General features: G+C 52.3%; 15 protein-coding genes. 10 read left to right on the forward strand and 5 right to left on the reverse strand.

Annotated elements, in window-relative coordinates; all coding sequences use genetic code 11:
• Window positions 1-291: 291 nt before the first annotated feature.
• From QU597_RS04860 to QU597_RS04880, 5 genes are all read left to right on the forward strand, one after another.
• The gene (locus QU597_RS04860; RefSeq protein ID WP_310831617.1) at window positions 292-882 is read left to right on the forward strand and encodes a TetR/AcrR family transcriptional regulator; all 591 of its coding nucleotides are present in this window, start codon (window positions 292-294) and stop codon (window positions 880-882) included.
• A 205-nt stretch (window positions 883-1,087) separates the two neighbouring features.
• Window positions 1,088-3,442: a YhgE/Pip family protein gene (locus QU597_RS04865; protein WP_310831618.1), complete on the forward strand. Its 2,355-nt coding sequence runs from the start codon at window positions 1,088-1,090 to the stop codon at window positions 3,440-3,442.
• A gap of 475 nt (window positions 3,443-3,917) precedes the next feature.
• Entirely contained in the window at window positions 3,918-8,513 is a 4,596-nt protein-coding gene (gene gltB, locus QU597_RS04870; RefSeq protein WP_310833231.1) for a glutamate synthase large subunit, read from the forward strand.
• A gap of 547 nt (window positions 8,514-9,060) precedes the next feature.
• On the forward strand, window positions 9,061-9,990 hold the full coding sequence (locus tag QU597_RS04875) for an ABC transporter ATP-binding protein (protein WP_310831619.1): 930 nt from the start codon (window positions 9,061-9,063) through the stop codon (window positions 9,988-9,990).
• The gene (locus QU597_RS04880; RefSeq protein WP_310831620.1) at window positions 9,983-10,771 is read left to right on the forward strand and encodes an ABC transporter permease; all 789 of its coding nucleotides are present in this window, start codon (window positions 9,983-9,985) and stop codon (window positions 10,769-10,771) included. The genes QU597_RS04875 and QU597_RS04880 overlap by 8 nt, the downstream gene beginning before the upstream one ends.
• 65 nt (window positions 10,772-10,836) lie before the next feature.
• On the opposite strand, the gene QU597_RS04885 is transcribed toward QU597_RS04880, so the two are convergent.
• Window positions 10,837-11,286 carry a bactofilin family protein gene (locus tag QU597_RS04885; protein ID WP_310831621.1) on the reverse strand — a complete coding sequence of 150 codons (450 nt, stop codon included), beginning with the start codon at window positions 11,284-11,286 and terminating at the stop codon, window positions 10,837-10,839.
• Window positions 11,287-11,370: 84 nt separating this feature from the next.
• Window positions 11,371-12,573: a M23 family metallopeptidase gene (locus QU597_RS04890; protein ID WP_310831622.1), complete on the reverse strand. Its 1,203-nt coding sequence runs from the start codon at window positions 12,571-12,573 to the stop codon at window positions 11,371-11,373.
• 250 nt (window positions 12,574-12,823) lie between these two features.
• On the opposite strand from QU597_RS04890, the gene cls reads away from it, so the two are divergent.
• Together cls and QU597_RS04900 are read left to right on the forward strand one after the other, a co-directional pair.
• The gene (gene cls / locus QU597_RS04895; protein ID WP_370656253.1) at window positions 12,824-14,251 is read left to right on the forward strand and encodes a cardiolipin synthase; all 1,428 of its coding nucleotides are present in this window, start codon (window positions 12,824-12,826) and stop codon (window positions 14,249-14,251) included.
• 251 nt (window positions 14,252-14,502) lie between these two features.
• Complete coding sequence (locus QU597_RS04900; protein ID WP_310833232.1) at window positions 14,503-15,333, forward strand: YitT family protein; 831 nt, start codon at window positions 14,503-14,505, stop codon at window positions 15,331-15,333.
• A gap of 204 nt (window positions 15,334-15,537) precedes the next feature.
• Here QU597_RS04900 and ligD read toward each other — a convergent pair whose 3' ends face one another.
• From ligD to ku, 3 genes are all read right to left on the reverse strand, one after another.
• Window positions 15,538-16,422, reverse strand: coding sequence for a non-homologous end-joining DNA ligase (gene ligD / locus QU597_RS04905; protein WP_310831624.1), 885 nt, complete (start codon window positions 16,420-16,422; stop codon window positions 15,538-15,540).
• A gap of 71 nt (window positions 16,423-16,493) precedes the next feature.
• Entirely contained in the window at window positions 16,494-17,441 is a 948-nt protein-coding gene (locus QU597_RS04910) for an ATP-dependent DNA ligase (protein WP_310831625.1), read from the reverse strand.
• A gap of 35 nt (window positions 17,442-17,476) precedes the next feature.
• Window positions 17,477-18,448 (reverse strand): non-homologous end joining protein Ku, encoded by a 972-nt coding sequence (gene ku, locus QU597_RS04915; RefSeq protein ID WP_310831626.1) that lies wholly within the window; start codon window positions 18,446-18,448, stop codon window positions 17,477-17,479.
• 164 nt (window positions 18,449-18,612) lie between these two features.
• On the opposite strand from ku, the gene QU597_RS04920 reads away from it, so the two are divergent.
• From QU597_RS04920 to QU597_RS04930, 3 genes are all read left to right on the forward strand, one after another.
• Entirely contained in the window at window positions 18,613-18,786 is a 174-nt protein-coding gene (locus tag QU597_RS04920) for a hypothetical protein (RefSeq protein WP_310831627.1), read from the forward strand.
• Between the two features lie 226 nt (window positions 18,787-19,012).
• Entirely contained in the window at window positions 19,013-19,198 is a 186-nt protein-coding gene (locus QU597_RS04925; protein WP_310831628.1) for an H-type small acid-soluble spore protein, read from the forward strand.
• A 228-nt stretch (window positions 19,199-19,426) separates the two neighbouring features.
• Window positions 19,427-20,440 (forward strand): DMT family transporter, encoded by a 1,014-nt coding sequence (locus QU597_RS04930; protein ID WP_310831629.1) that lies wholly within the window; start codon window positions 19,427-19,429, stop codon window positions 20,438-20,440.
• Window positions 20,441-20,455: the final 15 nt, after the last annotated feature.

The raw sequence follows: 20,455 nt of genomic DNA on the forward strand, positions 1-20,455 counted from the left end.
ACTTTCCTTCATGGGTAGAATTGCGGGTTCTCTTCTTAGGGCGAATTGGAGATACCTCTTCAGTAAAACATTCTCTTATATTATACAAGGGAATTAGCTTCTTTTCTCACATTATACAAATAAGACGTAAATAGAAAGTTAAAACCCTGCAAAAAAATAAAAAAATATGGAGAGCTCAGGTATTGCAAACAGATATATAAAGTGATAAAGTGGTTAATGACCGAATGACCGGATTAGTAAAGTGGTCAAAATGCGGTGGCAACGATTTTTCGAAGGAAAGGGTGGGTACGGGTGGCTGTGGTAGATCGAAGGCAGCTGGTGCTTCAGGCCGCGACGAAATGTTTTTCATTATTCGGCTATAAGGCAACCACAATGGATCAGGTCGCAAAGATTGCGAATGTCGGAAAAGGAACGATCTATACCTTTTTTACGAATAAGGAGCAGCTGTTTGATGAGATCCTGCGTGATGTCATTATCGAGATGAAGAAAATCGCCGAGCGGGAAGTCAAACACGATAAGCCGTTTTTTGATAACCTGCACAGGGTTCTGGATGCGCTGCTTGAATTTCGAAGCGAACATGAGCTATTCATCAAGCTTTCCCAGGAAAGTCGCGATTTCGGAACGCCGCAGGCTGGTGAAGGGCTCGATAAGATCGAGCGTGTTGTACTTGAATATTTGGAACGGGAGGTGGAACAGGCGATACGTCAGGGGGAGATTAAGGATTGCGACCCTAAGATTGTGTCCGTTGTTATGTTTAGGCTTTATATCGTGCTGACAGCCGAGCTGAACAAGGTGCATGTGTCTTTAAGCAAAGAACAGATCAAGGATTATTTTCAGTTGTTTCTGTCCGAAGGCTTGGCACAGAGAGCTTTGCACTGCTGATAGGCTCCTGGCATAGGACGTCCGCATGAATGCGAGATGCGCGTGACAACATATTTTTTTTGCCTTTCGCTGACCGATTGAGGAAAATGGTCAACCAGTGTTCCTGCAAACTTTCAGCAGATTAGCAATTTTGTGAAAACTGTTCTGATAGAGAGAGACTTATAGCTTCATAAAAAGAGCATATGATTATAAGGAGAGAACCAGAATGAAATCTTTATCCGTGTTTATTAAGGACCTTGGCGCGGCGCTTAAGAATCCTAAAGTGCTGATACCTATGTTCGTTGTCCTTTTCATTCCTGTGCTGTACAGCGGATTGTTCCTGAAAGCGTTCTGGGACCCGTACGGTAAAATGAACGAGCTGCCGGTCGCTGTTGTAAATGAAGATAAAGGTGCCGATTATGAAGGCTCGAAGCTGGCCGCCGGTAACGAGCTGGTAGAGGAACTCAAAAAGACCGACGGGTTTAAATGGAACTTTGTGACCCGTGAGCAGGCGGAGGCCGGACTGGACGATAATACCTATTATATGGCGATCATCGTTCCTGAAGATTTCTCAGCCAAAGCAACTACCCTGCTGGATACAGATCCGCAGCCGGCCAAAATTATTTACGAGCCTAATGAAGGCTACAACTTCCTTGCCGGGCAAATCGGCGGAACTGCAGTAAAAGATATCAAGACAAAAGTATCCGCCAAGATAACAGAAGCTTATACAAATTCCGTATTTGATAAGATTACTGAGATCGCCAGCGGCCTTGGTGATGCCGGAGACGGCGCTTCAAAGATCGCAGACGGCGCAACGAAGCTGGACGACGGTGCACTGAAGCTTAGAGATAATCTGCTTGTGCTGACCGAAGGTACCGGCAAGCTGGTTAATGGCGTAGCACCTCTTACAGAAGGTGTGACTGCTCTGAATACAGGTGCAGCAGCACTGGAAAATGGCAGCAGCACCCTGGCAGGCGGACTTGAACAACTGTCTGCCGCCCACAAAAAGCTGCAGGCAGGCGTATCGCAGACCGCAGCCGGAAGTAAGCAGCTCAGCGACGGTCTGAAGAAGACTGAAGCCGGAGCGGCAGCGCTGCAAGCCGGAACACAGTCGGCTGTAGACGGAACTGCGAAGCTGCAAGCGGGAACGCAGTCAGTGGTTGAAGGCAGCTCGAAGCTGGCGGCAGGCCTGACTTCTTCCGCCGAAGGCAGCGCGAAGCTGGAAGCCGGTCTGAAGGCTTCCAAGGACGGCAGCGCTAAAGTAAGCGCTGGAGCTAAAGCAGTGGCTGATGGTCTGCAGCAGCTGGTTAAATCGAGCCCGCAGCTTGCGGCGAGCCCGGATGTGCAGAAGCTGCTGGCGGCAAGCGCCGCTGTAGCCGAAGGCACAGCGCAGCTGGATGCGAGCCAGCAGCAGCTGCTGGCAGGTGCGACCTCCCTGCACAGCGGCCAAGAGCAGCTGGTACAGGGTGCGAACCAGCTGCACGACGGTTCGCAGCAGCTGGACGCAGGTGTCAGCCAGCTGCATGACGGAGCGCAGCAGCTGAATGCCGGCAGCACTCAGCTGCTGCAAGGACAACAGCAGCTGCTGGCAGGTGCTGCGAAGCTGGAAACAGGCGGCAATACTCTTTCCGCCGGTATGAAGCAATTCGGCGCGAAGCTGGATGAAGCGGCAGCAGGCGGTGCGAAGCTTGCGGATGGCGGCAAGGCGCTGGAGGCCGGAACATCCAAGCTTCTGGCAGGCGCAGGCCAGCTCAGCAGCGGCCTCACATCGGTAGCCGATGGTTCCAAAAAGCTCAGCGACGGTGCAGGCCAGCTTAAGGATGGCCTGGATGAACTGAAATCCGGATCAAGCGAGCTGGCCACGAAGCTTGGCGATGCCGCTTCGCAGACCAGCACGGTGAATAAAACGGACGCGCTGGTGTCCATGTTCGCACAGCCGGTTAAGATTGAAGAGGTTAAGGTCAGTGCAGTACCTAACTATGGTACCGGCTTTGCTCCTTACTTCCTGTCGCTCGGATTGTTCGTAGGCGCACTGATCTGTACACTCGTTATTCCGATGAGAAGCTCTGAAGTGCTTGAGGCGAGCCGGTTCAACCGGTTTATGAGCCGCACACTGACCTTCTCTATGATGAGTATGCTGCAGTCCCTGATGGCGGCAATGATCGTGCTTTACGGATTGGGACTTGAAGTACAAAGTGTACCGTTGTTCTATGCTTTCACCTTTATTACAAGCATTTCCTTCATGTGGATGATTCAAGCGATTGTTACCTGGATGGATCAGCCTGGACGTTTCGTAGTCATCGTTATTCTCATTTTCCAATTGACTACAAGCGCAGGTACCTTCCCGTTGGAACTGATTCCGAACTGGATGAAATTCTTCAATCCGCTGCTGCCTATGACTTACAGCGTCCGCGGATTCAAAGCAGCTATTTCCACCGGAGATTTCAGTGCCATGTGGAGTGATGCGGGACTTCTGGCCATTTACGGCATTGTGTTCCTGGCGCTGACCTTTACCTATTTCATGACCCGTGAGCAGGAAAATGAAGTTATGGTAAAAGGTGAACAAGCGTTGACTGTATAATCAGAATTTGAGGTATAGATTAAAATTAGCAAAGAACGCCCCAGACTGGGGCGTTCTTTGCTATTCTTTACTAGAATGCTCCAAAAATACAGTGCAAAAGTTACATCATATGGAAAGAAAACATTTGAAGCGTTTTCAATGAATAAGAACTTATTCGTTATTTGTGTATAAATATGCATCGGAAAGTTTTTTTACACTTTTACTCACTAAAGCTGTACCGTAAAAACATTTGTTAATCAAACTCATAAAAAACTTTAAATTGCACTCATGTCAGGTCGATGATAAACTTATATAACCAATCTGGCTTGAATAATTATTAAGATTTTTCTGAAAAATTTTCCTAAGATATAAGGTACTATACTCTTTAGGTCTTTTTATCTTATATTTTATGTGAAGCGGATGCCGCCTGATTTAAGGACGTGCAGCCGCTTCTTGTGAAGATAACGTCTACTTTATAATAGAAAGGTTGCGTATGATGAGACACACTGAACTGCCCGGCAAACAGGGCCTTTATGATCCCCAGTTCGAAAAAGATGCATGCGGCATGGGTTTTGTTGCCCATATTAAAGGAAAACCTTCCCATGATATCGTTAGCAACGCTTTGACTATGCTCTTTAATATGGAGCATCGGGGAGGACAGGGAAGCGAGCCGAACTCTGGTGACGGAGCCGGCATTATGCTGCAGATTCCACACCGTTTCTTTGCCGGTGAAGCCAGTAAGCTTGGCTTTGAACTGCCGGAACAGGGCTTTTATGGCGTGGGTATGATCTTTTTGTCTCACAACGAGGAGATCCGCGCCCGTCACGAGGCTCTCTTAAATGAGATTATTGCCGAAGAAGGCCAGGCGGTGCTTGGATACCGTGATGTGCCTACCTTCGACGAAATGCTGGGCAAGACCGCTAAAGCAGCCAAGCCTTATGTCCGCCAGGTATTTATCAGCCGTGCGGAGGGCCTTGCCGATGAGCTGGCTTTTGAACGCAAGCTGTTTGTAATCCGCAAGCGTGCCGAGCTCGCCATCCGCTACGGCGGTGTGGAAGAGGCAGAATCCTTCTATATGCCAAGTATGTCCTGTCGGAAGATCGTATACAAAGGCATGTTGACAACCGAGCAAGTAGGCCAGTTTTACCTGGATCTGCAGAATGAAGAGCTGGAGTCGGCGATTGCGATGGTGCACTCCCGTTTCAGCACCAATACGTTCCCAAGCTGGGAGCGTGCCCACCCGTACCGCTTCATGATCCATAATGGCGAGATCAACACACTGCGGGGGAATGTGAACTGGATGCATGCCCGCCAGTCCCTGTTCAAGAGCGAAGTATACGGTGAAGACCTGAGCAAGATCAAACCGATCGTAAATCCGGACGGTTCCGACACTGCGATGTTCGACAACACCTTTGAGTTCCTGTATCTCAGCGGACGCTCCTTACCGCATGTGGCGATGATGATGGTGCCTGAGCCTTGGAGCAATCATGAAAGTATGGGCGATGAGAAGAAGGCATTCTATGAATACCACAGCACCCTGATGGAGCCGTGGGACGGCCCCGCTGCGATGGGCTTTACCGACGGTGTGCAAATCGGTGCAATGCTTGACCGTAACGGCCTGCGCCCTGCACGCTATTATGTAACCAAAGACGATATGATTATCTTATCCTCTGAAGCTGGAGTGCTTGATATTCCGGCAGAGAATGTACTATATAAAGACCGCCTGAGACCAGGCCGCATGCTGCTGGTGGATACGAAGCAGGGACGCATTATCTCCGACGAGGAAGTAAAGGCCGCCATCGCTTCCGAGCAGCCTTACCGCCAGTGGCTGGATGAGCATCTGATAGGCCTCGATCAGCTTCCGGATGCTCCGGAGCTGCCAAATCCGAAGCATGACAATGTGCAGCAGCTGCAGCAGTCATTCGGCTACACGTTTGAGGATCTGCGCAAGGTATTGGAGCCTATGGCTTCCACCGGTGCCGAAGCCGTTGCTTCCATGGGCTACGATGCCCCGCTGGCCGTGCTCTCGGACCGCCCGCAGCGTCTCTACAACTACTTTAAACAAATGTTCGCGCAGGTAACCAATCCGCCGATCGATGCGATCCGTGAGGAGCTGGTTACTTCTACAGCCACCACGATCGGGCCGGAACGCAACCTGCTGAAGCCGGAACCGGAGAGTTGCCGGCAGATTTCACTGGAATCGCCGATTCTCTCCAACGAGGATTTCGCTAAGATCCGCCATGTCCGCCGTGCCGGCTTCAAGTCGATGTCGATTCCGATCCTGTTCCCGGCTGAGCTTGGAGCGGAAGGAATGCGCATTGCCCTGGAACGCATGAATGAAGCAGCTGACCGTGTTATGGCTAAAGGACATAATATTCTTATTCTGTCTGACCGCGGAGTAGACCGTGAGAATGCCGCAATCCCGGCCCTGCTGGCTGTATCCAGCCTGCATCACCACTTGATCCGCTCCGGGACACGGACGAAAGTCAGTATTCTGCTGGAGTCCGGCGAACCGCGTGAAGTGCATCACTACGCGCTTCTCCTTGGTTACGGCGTGAGTGCGGTCAATCCGTACCTTGCTTTTGAAAGCTTGGATGACATGATCGGCCAAGGCCTGCTGCGCGGAATTTCGCATGAGAAGGCTGTGAAGAATTACATTAAGGCTGCGACTAAGAGCGTAGTTAAAATATTGTCCAAGATGGGGATCTCCACGATCCAATCGTACCGCGGCGCACAGATTTTTGAAGCTGTCGGCCTGAATTCGGAGTTTGTGGACCGTTACTTTACCTGGACACCTTCCCGTATCGGCGGTATCGGTCTTGAGGAAGTAGCTGCTGAAGCACTGATTCATCACAACCGTGCGTTCACCGACAAGGACGGCAACGACAAGGTGCTTGATTCCGGCGGTGAATATCAATGGCGCAGTGACGGGGAAGAGCATCTGTTCAACCCGCAGACGATTCATCTGCTTCAGCATTCCGTACGGAGCGGTGACTATGGTTTGTACAAAAAGTATGCGGCGCTCGTTCAGGGTGAGAGCAAGAAACACCAGACCATCCGCTCCATGCTGGAATTCAAATCAACGAACCAACCGGTTCCGCTCGAAGAGGTAGAGCCTGCAGAATCGATTATGAAACGCTTCAAGACCGGAGCAATGTCGTTCGGTTCCATCAGTAAGGAAGCTCATGAGACACTGGCGATTGCAATGAACCGCATCGGCGGCAAGAGCAACACCGGTGAAGGCGGGGAAGATCCGGCGCGCTTTATTCCGGACGCTAACGGCGATTCCCGCCGCAGTGCGATCAAGCAGGTGGCATCTGGCCGCTTTGGGGTAACCTCGAATTATCTGGTGAACGCTGATGAGATCCAGATCAAGATGGCACAGGGGGCTAAGCCTGGTGAAGGCGGACAGCTTCCGGGCCGCAAGGTATATCCTTGGGTAGCCGAAGTGCGCGGTTCCACAGCGGGTGTGGGCCTGATTTCACCGCCGCCGCATCATGATATTTATTCCATCGAGGATTTGGCCGAACTGATTTATGATCTGAAGAATGCCAATCCGCGTGCAAGCATTAATGTGAAGCTCGTGTCTGAGGTGGGTGTCGGAACGATCGCTGCCGGCGTAGCCAAGGGCCGTGCCGATATTATTCTGATCAGCGGATATGACGGCGGTACAGGGGCATCCCCGTTGAACTCCATCCGTCATGCCGGTCTGCCGTGGGAGCTTGGACTCGCGGAGACGCATCAGACGCTTATGCTGAACAACCTGCGTGACCGTGTTGTACTGGAGACCGACGGTAAAATGCTCAGCGGACGCGACCTTGCGGTAGCTGTACTGCTGGGAGCAGAAGAGTACGGATTTGCTACAGCACCGCTTGTAGCGGTAGGCTGCATCATGATGCGCGTATGCCAGATGGACACTTGTCCGGTTGGTGTTGCGACACAGAATCCGGAACTGCGTAAGAACTTTACCGGCGACCCGCAGCATGTCGTGAACTTTATGACATTTGTGGCTCAGGACCTGCGCGAAATCATGGCTGAGCTGGGCTTCCGCACCATTGAAGAGATGGTCGGACGTACGGATTGCCTCGATGCTGTGCGTGCTTCGAGTCACTGGAAGAAGAAAGGCGTAGATCTGAGCAGTCTGCTGCATACTCCGGAACTGCCTGAAGGCAGCACCCGCTTCCGCAGCAAATTCCAGAACCACGGCCTGGAAGAAACCATTGATGTATCGAAATTGCTGGATCTGGCAGCGCCGGCACTGGAATCCGGCCAGGCGGTAGAAGCCTCGCTGCCGATTACGAACGTCAACCGTGCAGTGGGCACGATTCTGGGGAGCGAGCTTACCCGCAAATACGGGGCCGCAGGTCTTCCGGATGATACGATCCGTCTGCACTTCACCGGCTCTGCCGGACAAAGTCTGGGTGCTTTCGTACCGAAGGGTATTACAATTACGGTCGAAGGTGACTCCAATGACTATGTGGGTAAAGGGTTGTCCGGAGGCAAGCTGATTATTAAGCCGTCCCCTAAGGCTACCTTTGCCGCTGAGGACAACATCATTATCGGGAATACGGCGCTTTACGGAGCGACCAGCGGTGAGGCGTATATCAGCGGTATCGCCGGTGAACGGTTCGCCGTGCGCAACTCCGGTGCGAAGGTAGTTGTTGAAGGTGTGGGCGACCACGGCTGTGAATATATGACCGGCGGCCGTGTGGCCGTGCTTGGTCCAACCGGCCGCAACTTTGCGGCAGGGATGTCCGGCGGTATCGCTTACGTCTATGATCCGGACAATACCTTCATCAAACGCTGCAACCTGGAAATGGTGCTTCTGGAGCGTGTAGAGGAAGCGGATGAAGCAGCTGAGCTGCACAGCCTGATTGCCCGCCACTCAGAGCTTACAGACAGTGCTGCTGCAAGCCGGATCCTGGACAGCTGGGAAGCTTCGCTGCCGAAATTCGTCCGTGTTATTCCGAAGGATTACAAACGGATGCTGGAGCAGATCCGCAAGGTAGAACAGACCGGGTTAACCGGCGAAGCTGCCCTGATGGCTGCCTTCGAAGCTAATATGCGTGAACTTGCGCGTGTTGGAGGCTAATTAGAAATTGCCGTAACTAACTGAACGGCTGTAATAAGTAGTAAAAGGCTGAATCCTTCCGAATGAGGAAGGATTCAGCCTTTTTTCCTATTATTGTCCTTTTTCCTTATTTCCAGGAAAAAGGCAGGTTGTGGTAATATGGAAAATATATAAAATGAATTATGTAGATATAGAAGCAAGGAGGAAGTAACGAAGGGGAATTTGATCCTTATGGAGCAGGAGCGTCCGCTTTTGGTCTTGGATTTGAACTTAAGATTAACAAACAGGGAATAGTGGCGGAAGAGAATTTTGGAACTGTAGGAGCGATAGCGTTCGCCTTTGTCTGCTGATTTCGTCCGCTAATAGCGGTTCAAATCAAGAAATCTGCAGACAACAGCGGCCGGAAGTCCAAATATTCTCTGGAGTCACGGCCAATCCTGAACCGATACTCTCAATTTCAATCTAGACAACAGCGACCGGAAGTCCAAACATTCACCGCAGTTACGTCTCACGCCTAACTTAGAGTCTAGAGTAGTTCATTTTATAAACAAAGAAAGGAAGTGAATTTATGCCAGTTACGGCAGAAGTAGCGACTAAGCCGGTTGCCAGCCTGATAGGGGTCACCAAAAAAATGGGTTCCAAGACGCTGGTCAGTGATCTGACGCTGGATATTCCGCCCGGACAGATTTTCGGGTTCCTTGGGCCGAACGGTGCCGGTAAAACGACAACGATCCGTATGATGGTGGGACTGATTTCCATCAGCCGCGGCGATATTCTGATCTGCGGGCGCAGCATCAAGGACCATTTTGAGGAAGCCGTAGCCAACATCGGAGCGATCGTGGAAAATCCGGAGATGTATAAGTTCTTAAGCGGTTATCAGAATCTGCGGCAGTATGCCCGAATGGTCAAGGGTGTTACTAAGCAGCGGATTGATGAAGTGGTAGAGCTGGTCGGGCTTGGCCAGAGAATCCATGACAAAGTAAAAACATATTCGCTTGGTATGCGCCAGCGGCTGGGAGTCGCCCAGGCACTGCTGCACCGGCCAAAGCTGCTGATTCTGGACGAGCCGACCAACGGGCTGGATCCGCAAGGGATTCGTGAGCTGCGGGATTATTTGCGGCGCCTGTGCCAGGAGGAAGGAACGACAGTTTTTGTCTCCAGTCACCTGTTGTCGGAGATGGAGCTGATGTGTGACAGTGTGGCTATTATCCAGAATGGGCGTCTCGTAGATGTCAAACAGCTGAAGACGGTAGGAGATGCGGTGCTGCCGGTCCAGGAAACGCTGTTTGAGGTCAATGATCCGGAAGCTGCACTGGCGCTGATCGGCCGCGGAGTAGTGAAGAACGGCGGGGTTTCTATCGAGGCAGGACGCGAGGAAATCGCCGAACTGAATGCACGGCTGGTGGCCGCCGGTTTCAAGGTGTACAGCATCAGGGCGCTGTCACGTTCACTGGAAGATCAATTCTTGGAAATTACCGGAGGTGAAGGCATTGGGTGAGTTCGCAGCTCTCATACATAATGAGAATATCAAGATTTACAGCCGTGTCCGTACATGGATTATGCTGTTTATTCTGGCACTCATGAGTGCGCTGTTTCCTGCATTGGTCTACTATACGAGCAGCGGTGATTCATCGGGAACCGGATTATGGGACAACTTTCAGATGGCGGTGACGATCGCTTTTTTCCTGAATACAATCTTTACAGTGGTGGTGGCTTCTGACGCTGTGGCGGGCGAATTCTCCTGGGGAACGATTAAGCTGCTGCTGATCCGCCCGTGGAGCCGCTCCAAAATCCTGCTCTCCAAATACATCTCCATGGTGTTGTTCAGCTTGCTTAGTACAGCCGTGCTGATTGTATTCGCCTATGCTTCATCCCTGATTTTCTCCTCTTCCGAGGGGGGCGCTGTAGCGAATCAGATGTCCTGGAGTCCGGCGGAATATTCCTTCCTGGATGTGTTCTGCGGGTACATCGAGCTGTTTTTGACCGCTGCACTGGCTTTTATGGTCTCCAGCGTTTTCCGGGCTAGCGGTCTCGCCATCGGGCTGTCGCTGTTCATTATGTTTACCAAAAATATTTTCGTCAGCATCTTCAATCCCGAACGCTTCGAGTGGGCCAAATATCTGATCTTTACACATATGGATCTGCGGGGATATCTGCTGACAGACAGTGGTCCGGGAGGGGTCACCCTCGGGTTCTCCATAGCGGTACTGGCTGTTTACTACCTGCTGTTCCTGGGAGTTTCCTGGCTGGTTTTCAGCAAAAGAGATGTCGCCGCATAAGGAGACAAAGCTACTCTTAAGTGTATTTAAAGTGTACCCGGCCGAACGAAGCGGGCTAAGCCCGCTTAGCCCGCTTCGAGGTTATTCTGCTGCTTGGAGGCGCGTTTGCCTGCCTTGTCAGCCTTCTTGGCTTCGGTGTGCCCGCCTGCCGCTTCATTGGCGGGCTGTTCGGCTGTGATGACAGAGCCGTTCAGCACGCTGCCTTCCATGATGCTCAGCATGCCTGCTTGGATATTACCGTGCAGCTGTCCGGTTCCCGTCATGGTGAGCCGCTGATCGGCAGTAACGTCACCATATACTTTTCCGGCAATAATGACCTCCTTGGCTTTTATCGTGGAGAGCACCGTACTTTGTTCGCCGATGGTTACAGTCCCCTGGCACTGGATTTCACCGCTGAAGTTACCCTCAATCCGCAAATTGGTATCGCATTGCATCTTGCCCTCCAGATTGCCTCCATGTCCGATCAGCGAATCGGTAGACCTGAACAGCGCTGATTGCTTGCTTCTATTCCACATGCCTTTACCCTCCTAAACATTGTGTGGGCTTAACCGCTAATGAAATACTCCAAAACGAACAAAACTGCCTATGAAGCCTTAGCCTTATGGTTTCACATATCCTAAGGGATTGACCGCTTTGTTCTGCTTCACTACCTGAAAATGGAGATGAGGGCCTGTGCTGCGTCCCGTATTGCCAAGTGTGCCGATTTGCTGGCCTTTGCTCACCTTATCACCCACAGTGACAGTCATCCCGTTCAAATGCATGTACCAGGTTTCCAGACCGTTCGAATGCTTGAGAATAATGTATTTGCCTCTTGCTCCCATTTGCTCAGAGGCAGTGACCTCACCGTCCATTGCCGCGTAGACCGGATCCCCGATGCTTCCGGCAATATCAATGCCTGAATGATAGGCGGAGACGCCTTCGAAGGGATCGGAGCGGTAGCCAAAGCTGGAAGTGATCATTTTGGAGTGGGTTGGCCAGATGACGGCCGGCGCCAGACGTTTTTTTTCTGCGAGGGCTTTGGTAGCCTGCAATTGAGCTTCTGCGCTCTTGGCCTCCTTGGCCTCTGTAATCGTTGTGGTGATGCTGTTTACCATCTCTTCCAGCAGGCTGCGGATTTCTGCGTAGTCATCTCTGGTTTCCTGCACCAGCTCCAGAGGGTCATCCTGGTAGACAGCGATATACTCCCCGCCAACCTGTGGCGCTACAGTGCTGTTGAATGCGGAAGAGATGGCTCCAAGACGGAAGCTGACGGCAGACAGGGAAGAGGAAGCAGCAGCAGGCTCCGGTTCTGGGGCGAAAGCGACTCCATAGTTCCGGGCGGATGACGCCGCTGCGTCTGCAGCCGGTAGGATTCCGGAGAGGGTACCGGTGGTGGACATAGAAGTAGAAACCGGATCGTTCTCTGAGTCTGTATCCCGGCCGGTATTGCCATCCGTATTAATCAGGGATTGCAGCTGCGCTTCAAGCTCATTCACGCTCTTCAGTTGATCTCGGATGTTCTCGGCTTCCTCTGACAGTTCCGTTACCTGGCTGCGGAGCTGCTGCAGGGTCTGTTCCTTATCGGCAACCTTCATTTCCATCCGGAGGTTGGTCAGCGACAGTGAAGCAGCCTCGGCTTCCAGCTCGGCAATGGAGCGTGAGGCATGAAAATGCATCGAGGTGACCAGACTGGAGATGGAGAGGGCAGCTGCGGCCGGAATGGCCAGGGCAAGCGGCTTGGATAACTGGAGCTGTCTGACCGGACGTCCGGCCTCGCGGACAACAAGCAGGGTAATCCGGTTGTGATCTGGCTGAGTTTTCATAGCTTCTCCTTTCTGCGGCTTAGGGAGCCGCCTTGTGTTCTCATGCGGTCCAGCGGTTTGTGATCCAATGGGCTCATCCGATTCGTCCTACTACTCTATGTATTCCAGCTCTTTGGTGAACATGACAACGGTTTGCTTGAATAAAGTAGGAGAGTTACGGCAAAACCTGTATTGATATCGGGTTTTCAGGGCAAGGCCCAATGGTCTGCCTGACCAGACTGCCGAAATTTATGGAGGTGACGGCTTGAAAATAATTGTGCTCTTACTCGGTCTTTTTGTACTGCAGATTGCTATCATAGTGCTGCTGGAATACCGCCGTCCGCAAAGGGCGCTGGCCTGGGTGTTCCTTAGCTTCTGCTGCCCTCCGCTGGGTCTGCTGCTCTATTATTTCCTGGGGAGGGATTATTGGCAGAGCCGCAAGATAGACAAGGGCTGTATACCTTCGAGGCTTAGTGAAATCGGTGCCCATGTCTCCGGTAAAATCAAAATTGTCCAGAAGCCGGAGGAATGCGGAAACCCGGCGTTTACCGGCCATGAGGAGCTGCTCTATCTGCTCGCCAGGCTGTCCGGCCGGAATATTACAGGCCGTAATCGCAGCCGGATCCTGCCAGATGCACAGGAGGCCTATGCTGCCATGCTGGAGGTGATGGAAGCGGCGCGGGAACATATCCATTTGGAATTCTATATTTTTCGTGACGATGAGATTGGGAAGCACTTCCAGGAGGTGATGGTCCGCAAAGCGCGTCAGGGGGTCAAGGTGCGTCTGCTGTGTGACGGGCTCGGCAGCCATCGTCTGAGCCGGAAATTTATCGCCACCTTAAAACATGCGGGAGTCGAGGTTCATTTCTTTTTGCCGCTGCTTCATTCGCTGCTGGACCGCAGGTTCAATTACCGGAATCACCGCAAAATTATGGTTATTGACGGTCTGGTAGGATTTACAGGAGGGATGAATGTCGGGGATGATTATTTGGGCAAAGACCCCAAAATGGGCTATTGGCGCGACACCCATCTGCGGCTGGAGGGAGATTCTGTATATCATCTGCAGGCTATATTTCTGAAGGACTGGAAGCTGGCGGCCGGAGACTGGCTAAGCCATCCGCGTTTTTTTCCCGCCCATAGCTGTACTGAACAGGAAGCTGTACTGGTGGTGGCCAGCGGACCGGATGGAGCGATTGATGCATCCGAGGAGATGTATTTTGCCGCGCTTTGTTCAGCCAGAAGGCGTATCTGGATTACCTCGCCTTATTTCATCCCCGATCCGACCATCTGCCGGGCGCTCAAGAATGCGGTGCTCAGCGGGGTGGATGTAAGAATCATTATTCCTGCCAAACCGGACAACAAGCTTGTCTACTCGGCTTCATTGTCCTATCTGGAGAATCTGCAGGATGCGGGAGTGAAGTTTTACCGCTATACCAGAGGTTTCATGCATGCCAAAGTCATGATTATTGACGACCTGCTGGCGACCATCGGCAGTGCCAATTTGGACATGCGCAGCTTCTATTCCAATTTTGAGCTGACAGCCGTTCTGCTCCATCCGGAGAGCATTGCTGAGCTGGCCTCGGACTTTGAAAAGGATTTACAGTACAGCCCATTTATTGACCCCGAAAAATTTAGAGAGCGAGCCTGGAATGTCAAGTTGATTCAAAGCCTTTGTCAGCTGTTATCCCCGCTATTATGACCGAAAAGAGGACAAAAACAGCACTTTTCGAAGGCTGAAACATGTTCCATTCCTTATTTGGCCCTCTTTTGTGATATAATGAAGGTATAAGAAGAAATATAAGAAAGTATCTCTTGAAATGATGCTTTCGATAATTCTTTTAAATACTTTTTTATAGGGGGAGTTCTATGAATGTAAGCCAGCAGATCTTTACGAATGAGGATCAGAAAAAACCTCAAAAATCCGGGTCTGTGAGGACAGCCAGACTAAAGATGGCTCAACGGATTGTTATGATGGTGCTGGGCGCGGCAATGATGTCCGTTGCGCTTGAAATTTTTCTTGTTCCCAATGAGTTGATTGACGGCGGAATAACCGGTATTTCCATTATGCTATCCCATATTTTCAACATTCCTCTCGGCATTTTGCTGACGCTGCTCAACCTGCCGTTTCTGGTTATCGGGTATAAGCAGATCGGCAAAACTTTTGCCTTATCCACCTTATTTGCCGTAATTCTAATGTCTATCGGCACACAATTGCTTCATCCGGTCAAGCCGATTACGGTTGAACCTTTACTGGCAGCCGTGTTCGGGGGCGTTATTCTTGGGGTCGGCGTAGGACTCGTTGTAAGATACGGGGGATCGCTTGACGGTACGGAGATTGTGGCCATTCTGGTTTCTAAGAAGCTGCCGTTTTCTGTCGGCGAAGTAGTCATGTTCTTCAACTTCTTTATTCTTTCCGTAGCGGGCTTTGTATTTGGCTGGAATAATGCCATGTTCTCACTGATTGCCTACTACATTGCCTTTAAGATGATCGACGTTACCCTTGAGGGTCTGGATCAGTCGAAATCAGTCTGGATTATCAGCGATAAATTCCGCGATATCGGGGAAGCGCTGACGGAGCGCCTTGGACGCGGTGTTACGTATCTCGATGGCGAAGGCGGATTTTCCGGTGAAAACAAGAAAGTAATCTTTGTAGTCATTACTCGACTGGAAGAAGCGAAGCTTAAATCGATTGTTGAAGATTGGGATTCTGACGCATTTGTTGCGATCGGTAATATCCACGATGTAAAAGGCGGCCGTTTTAAGAAAAAATCAATCCATTAGCGTTTGTCCGGAATAACGGGCACGCTGCCCTGAAGGAAGGTATATTTACGAAAGTCAGAGCAATCAATCCGGCGCCCGCAGCAAGCCACGCCGTATTCTCATATAGAATACCTTCCGTCCAAAAGCTGGACACCTGATAAGCCCGCAGCCTGTTAAAGGCATCTGCGGGCTTATTGCTGCCTGTGGAAGGATTTGGCGGCTGCTTCATGGCAGCTTCGAGACAATATCACTGACCGGCTGCGGCGGCACCTTGGCAATAAGATCTCCCATGCGGCTCAGGCGCTCCTCAATATTCAGCAGATGGTAATCAGCAGGTGAAACATTGCGGGCGACCTCCTCCCACAGGAGCGGGGTGGATACAGTAGCCAGCGGCCGGGCACGCGGTGTATAGGGAGCGGCTAAGGTTTTGCCGCCGTAATGCTGCAGATAGTCGAAATAAATTTTGTCGCCGCGGTGTTTCTTGAGCCGCTCCAATGTGAACAGATCCGGACGCTTTTCGGTGACATAACGCCCAACGAAATGGCCGATTTTACGCAGCTCATCAAATGAAATCCCTGGATTCACCGGGATAATAATCTGCACTCCCGTTGCCCCGGAGGTTTTGGGAACCGAATCCAACCCCAGTGATTTCAGCACATCCCCGACCATAGCGGCCGCCTCCATAATACGCGGCTCCACTTCAAGAGAAGGATCCAGATCGATCATCCACTCACAGGGCAGGCTGCTTCCTGCATAATGCAGCGAAGGGTGAAATTCCAGCGCAGCCAGATTGCCAAGCCAGATCAGTTCGGGCAGGCCCTGCAGGACGATATATTCAATCCCGTCCTGCAGGGCTGTCTTCACAAAACCAGGCAGCGGCTGGGGGGCATTCTTCTGATAAAAGGACATCCCCGGCACACCGTGCGGATAGCGGATAACCGTTAACAGCCGGTCTTTGCAGTAACGCAGCAGGTAAGGGGAGAGTGCAGCCAGCTTTTGCAGGTAAATCCGCTTGGTGATTCCGACCTCCGGCCAGAGAGGCTTGTCCGGGTTCGTAACTGTGATCTCTTGTCCGTCTACGGTAATGGAACCTTTGAGCATGCCCGGCATAGGGTATCCTCCTTTACATAAGTCTCAGTACAGCGGGTAAGCTATGCTTCTAATCGGCCTGGAAGCAGAGCTTACCCTCTTTGCCCGATCCGGCAATCCTCCGGAGGCAGGTCTACCTGTGCCTGTATCACCGGCTGGCGCAGTGTGCCTGAGCTGTTCCATTCCAGAAAATGCAGCTTGAATACGAGGCTGGGTTTGATCCAGACGGCGCCCTTACTGCGCTGTGGAAGGGACGCGAAAGGCATTACGGGAATGGTCAGGTTATGTGCCTGCGCAGTCAGATTCCGCCAATCCATGGCAGTCATCCGTCCCGCCCCCGCATGTCCGATATAGTGCAGCTTGCCTGCATCGTCATAGAGCCCGAACAGCAGGGCATTTACGATGCCGTCGCGGAAGGTGACGCCGCCGGCAACTGCGGTCACATCAGAGATGATTTTTCGCTTCTGCCAGCGTTTATCTTTCCCGCCGGTGGCATAGGTGCTGTTAATGTCCTTGCAGACAATCCCCTCCAGTCTTCCGTTCAGGGCAGCGGAGAATAGCTCTGCCGGATCCGCGTAGCTGGGCACGTTCTGCACATGGGGATGCGGCAGCAGCATCTCACTGAGCATCTGCTGCCGCCGGGATAAGGGCTGATCCAGCAGCCACACCCCGTTGCAGAAGAGCATATCAAATACCATATACAGGACCGGTACCTGCGGCGTCACAGCCCGGATGGCTGCTGCGCTTTTCAGACTGTCGCGGCGCATCACTTCATGGAAGGACGGCTTGCCGCCGCTGAGCGCGATGACCTCACCGTCCAGGATGAAGGAGTCTGCGCGGCAGTAGCTGCAGGGCACCGTCAGCTCAGGATATTGCAATGTGCGCCGGTTGCCGCGGCGGTTGATCAGCTCTACATGGTTCCCGTCATAATAAGAGAGCATACGGACTCCGTCCCATTTGATCTGGGCGATCCACTGGCTGCCGGACGGGAGCTGCGCAGCGAGTACAGGTTCAAACGGTGTAACCGGCTGCATCTCCATGGCGCACCTCCTGACTATTTTGTATGCACGAAGGCTCAGGAAACGGTCTCTTTGCTTTTAGGGCTGCGCCGCTTCGCTTTGGGAGCTATAACCGGAATTGGCCCGGTTGCTTCGTTAACTACGGCAGTTCCCGGTGCCGCTTCAGCTGCTTTGGCTTTGGCTGTTTTTTTCTTTGCCGCGGCTGCCGTTTTTGGCTTGCTGGCGGAGCCGGCCAGAGAAGGGCCGGGATCGGGCGGGATGTGCTGGACAGCTTCGATACTGGCCTGCAGTGCAGCCATCAGATCGATAACATTGCTCTCCTGCCGGGACGGTGCGATATGGAATTCCTCCCCGGAAACTTTATGGGAGATCAAGTCCAGCATCCGCTGACGGTAGTCGTCCGTATATTTCTCCGGCTCAAAAGGAGTGGACAGCTGAGAGATCAGCAGCTTGGCCATATCCAGCTCTTTATCGCTTACCATGCCCGCTTCCGGCAATCCGGGAACCTGGGAGACCGGCCGCACCTCATCAGGATAAAAGATGGTCTCAATCGCCAGGCAGTCCTCTAGCACACGGATGGCGGCCAGGCTGCTTTTGGAGCGGATGGAAATCTTGGCAATCCCGATCTTACCTGTCTGGCGCATCGCCTCCATCAGCAGCCGGTAAGCATTAGTGCCCGCCTGGTCAGGAGACAGATAGTAGGTCTTTTGAAAATAAATCGGGTCGATCTCCGTCAAATCCACAAAATCAAGGATCGTAATATTTTTGCTGCTTTCTTCGGTCAGCTGATCCAGCTCCTCTTTGTCAAACAGGACAAACTTTCCTTTTTCGTACTCATAGCCCTTGCCGATCTCCTCCCAGCCCACTTCCTTCTCACAAACCGGGCATTTGCGTACATAGGACAGCGGACTGCCGCATTCCTTGTGGATGTACCGCAGTGAGATGTCTTTATCCTCCGTGGCGGAGAACATTTTGACCGGTACATGTACAAGTCCGAAGCTGATGGCTCCTTTCCAAACGGTATGCATCGATATCGCCTCCTGATAATAAGTGCTATGGCTTAGTATGGGGCGATGCCGCATTTTCTAGCCTGATGCATTTTTTGCGAACCTTGGGAAAAAATAAAGCCAGGCCCCTGAAGGGGAGCCGCGTCAAGCGGTATGCTTTACAGCGAAGAAAAGTGGAGGAACCTATGGACAGAGGACGGAATGAGTGGAGCGATGCGCTGCCTTGGCAGGATATTCCGGCAGAGGTCGTGGATTGGGCGAATATTATCGCAGATCCGGATGATGAGCTGAATATAGACGCCGCGGGGTATTTGGATGCGGATGCAACGATCGGCGAACCCGAAGCGGACGAGGAATAAGAGTGAAAAAGCGTAAGCTTCAGAAGCGAGTTTTGTACGAACCTGATACAGCGAAGCTTATGCTATTACAAAACTAAGCGTATGCTTTCGAAGCGAGTTTTGTACGAACCTGATACAGCGAAGCTTATGCTATTACAAAACTAAGCGTATGCTTCCGAAGCCAGTTTTGTACGAACCTGATACAGCGAAGCTTATGCTATTACAAAACTTTAAGGAGACCAAAAAAATGGATGTTAAGCGGGCAAAGGATATTTATGCTTCCAAGGAAATGATCTCTGTACATTTGGACGGGGAGCCGGTATGGATCGAGCGTGTGGACGAAGCAAACGGCATGGCTACAGTGCAGGTGGGTTCACGTCCGACAAATACGCATACAGTGGGTGTGGAGCGGCTGGAGGAACAGGGAAGTTAGGTGTCTCCCTCAAGTTGTGGCTGTATAGACAGAACTAGAATTTATAACAGAATATAAGCAGAGCAGCGATCCTTCAGTCATGGATATTTGCTGCTCTGCTTTTTTGGCATTCCCGGCTTACTGCATAATATAACGGCCTGTGCTCAAGCTTTGCATGATAGCTGACACAAAGGTTGACGCTAACTGCCGCTAACGCCTATATTTGGGATGTGAATTTGATGAAAAGAGATGATATCCGTGCGTCCTATCATACTAGGCGTCTGCTCGGCGCTGTTTTTTGCAGTAACTTTTGTGCTTAACCGGCGGATGGAGCTGTCAGGGGGGAGCTGGGCATGGAGTGCCTCGCTGCGTTACTTGTTTACATTGCCGTTTCTGGTGGCGATTGTGGCAGGGCGCGGCCGGCTGAAGCCCCTGCTGTCAGCAATGAAGGAGCGCCCGGCGGCATGGCTGCTCTGGGGAACGGTCGGCTTTGGCCTGTTCTATGCTCCGATCTGCTTCGCGGCTGCATATGCTCCGGGCTGGCTGACAGCCGGAACCTGGCAGCTAACGATTATTTCCGGCTCGCTGCTCGCCCCGTTCTTCGGCCGATGGGTGAGCGGACCTGACGGGCGGGTATATGAGCGCGGCCGAATCCCGCTTCGCGGCCTCGGATTGTCGCTGATTATTCTGGCCGGAGTGGTGCTGCTCCAGGCTGAACAGGCCCGCGAGCTGGAGGCATCCCAGGTATGGCTGGGCATCGTGCCGGTCCTGATTGCTTCCTTCGCCTATCCGCTCGGCAACCGCAAAATGATGGAGCTGTGCGGAGACCGGCTGGACGTTTTTCAGCGCATTCTTGGCATGACTCTGGCCAGTCTGCCTTTTTGGCTGGTCCTGGCGCTCATCGGCTATGCAGATGCCGGGCTGCCTTCAGGCTCCCAGGCAGGACAATCGTTGATTGTCGCCCTCTCTTCCGGAGTGATCGCTACCGTCTTGTTCTTCCGTGCCACGGATATGGTGCGCAGCAGCATGAGCGGGCTCGCGGCAGTGGAGGCTACCCAGTCGCTTGAGGTATTGTTCGCCCTGACCGGTGAAATGCTGATTCTGTCCTCACCGCTGCCTTCACTGCTGTCCTGGATAGGTATTGCTGTAATTATCATCGGAATGGCTCTGCACAGTATGTTCTCCCGGCGCCCCCTAAGCAGGACGCCGCGGGCAAGAAGCCGTAAGCTCCCTCCCCCTGTGGCTGCGGGCAGCGAGGAGTAGAGAGGGTTGTTGCGG

Source organism: Paenibacillus pedocola (genome assembly GCF_031599675.1).
Lineage (GTDB): Bacteria > Bacillota > Bacilli > Paenibacillales > Paenibacillaceae > Paenibacillus_AQ > Paenibacillus_AQ pedocola.

Excerpts from the sequence above, each read along its gene's own strand:
- QU597_RS04865 (WP_310831618.1), top strand. The coding sequence starts at position 1,088 with ATGAAATCTTTATCCGTGTTTATTAAGGACCTTGGCGCGGCGCTTAAG.
- gltB (WP_310833231.1), top strand. The coding sequence starts at position 3,918 with ATGAGACACACTGAACTGCCCGGCAAACAGGGCCTTTATGATCCCCAG.
- QU597_RS04875 (WP_310831619.1), top strand. The coding sequence starts at position 9,061 with ATGCCAGTTACGGCAGAAGTAGCGACTAAGCCGGTTGCCAGCCTGATA.
- QU597_RS04885 (WP_310831621.1), bottom strand. The coding sequence starts at position 11,286 with ATGTGGAATAGAAGCAAGCAATCAGCGCTGTTCAGGTCTACCGATTCG.
- QU597_RS04890 (WP_310831622.1), bottom strand. The coding sequence starts at position 12,573 with ATGAAAACTCAGCCAGATCACAACCGGATTACCCTGCTTGTTGTCCGC.
- QU597_RS04900 (WP_310833232.1), top strand. The coding sequence starts at position 14,503 with ATGGCTCAACGGATTGTTATGATGGTGCTGGGCGCGGCAATGATGTCC.
- ligD (WP_310831624.1), bottom strand. The coding sequence starts at position 16,422 with ATGCCGGGCATGCTCAAAGGTTCCATTACCGTAGACGGACAAGAGATC.
- QU597_RS04910 (WP_310831625.1), bottom strand. The coding sequence starts at position 17,441 with ATGGAGATGCAGCCGGTTACACCGTTTGAACCTGTACTCGCTGCGCAG.
- ku (WP_310831626.1), bottom strand. The coding sequence starts at position 18,448 with ATGCATACCGTTTGGAAAGGAGCCATCAGCTTCGGACTTGTACATGTA.
- QU597_RS04920 (WP_310831627.1), top strand. The coding sequence starts at position 18,613 with ATGGACAGAGGACGGAATGAGTGGAGCGATGCGCTGCCTTGGCAGGAT.
- QU597_RS04925 (WP_310831628.1), top strand. The coding sequence starts at position 19,013 with ATGGATGTTAAGCGGGCAAAGGATATTTATGCTTCCAAGGAAATGATC.
- QU597_RS04930 (WP_310831629.1), top strand. The coding sequence starts at position 19,427 with ATGATATCCGTGCGTCCTATCATACTAGGCGTCTGCTCGGCGCTGTTT.